1 protein-coding gene is annotated in these 335 nt (G+C 68.7%); it reads left to right on the forward strand.

All coding sequences use genetic code 11. The features are described from left to right. Positions 1 to 19: 19 nt before the first annotated feature. The coding region (locus SB717_RS34430; protein ID WP_410907340.1) for an SRPBCC domain-containing protein at positions 20 to 335 on the forward strand (316 nt) is incomplete at its 3' end.

Here is a 335-nt window from a genome sequence, read left to right on the forward strand (position 1 = left end):
CGGCCCGGATGGCTGGGAGATGACGGAGGTCGTGCCACCCGCCGACGCCGGATCCGCGTTCTCGTATCGCTGGGCACCGGTCGCGGGCGGCGAAGGTGAACCGTTCGCGATCGTGGGAGAGGTCCTCGAATCGCATCCGGAGACGCGGGTCGTGCACACCGAGCGCATGGAGGGCATACCCAGCGAGACCCGCAACGAAATGACGCTGACAGCCGTGGAGGGCGGCACGCTGCTGAGTTACGTGATCGCCTACCCCGATGCCGCGACGCGCGAACAGGTGCTGGCGACCGGCATGACGGAGGGCATGGAGGCAAGCTACGCGCGCCTGGACAGCG

The sequence above is a fragment of the Priestia sp. SIMBA_032 genome, assembly GCF_046535215.1.
Classification (GTDB): Bacteria; Bacillota; Bacilli; order Bacillales; family Bacillaceae_H; genus Priestia; species Priestia aryabhattai.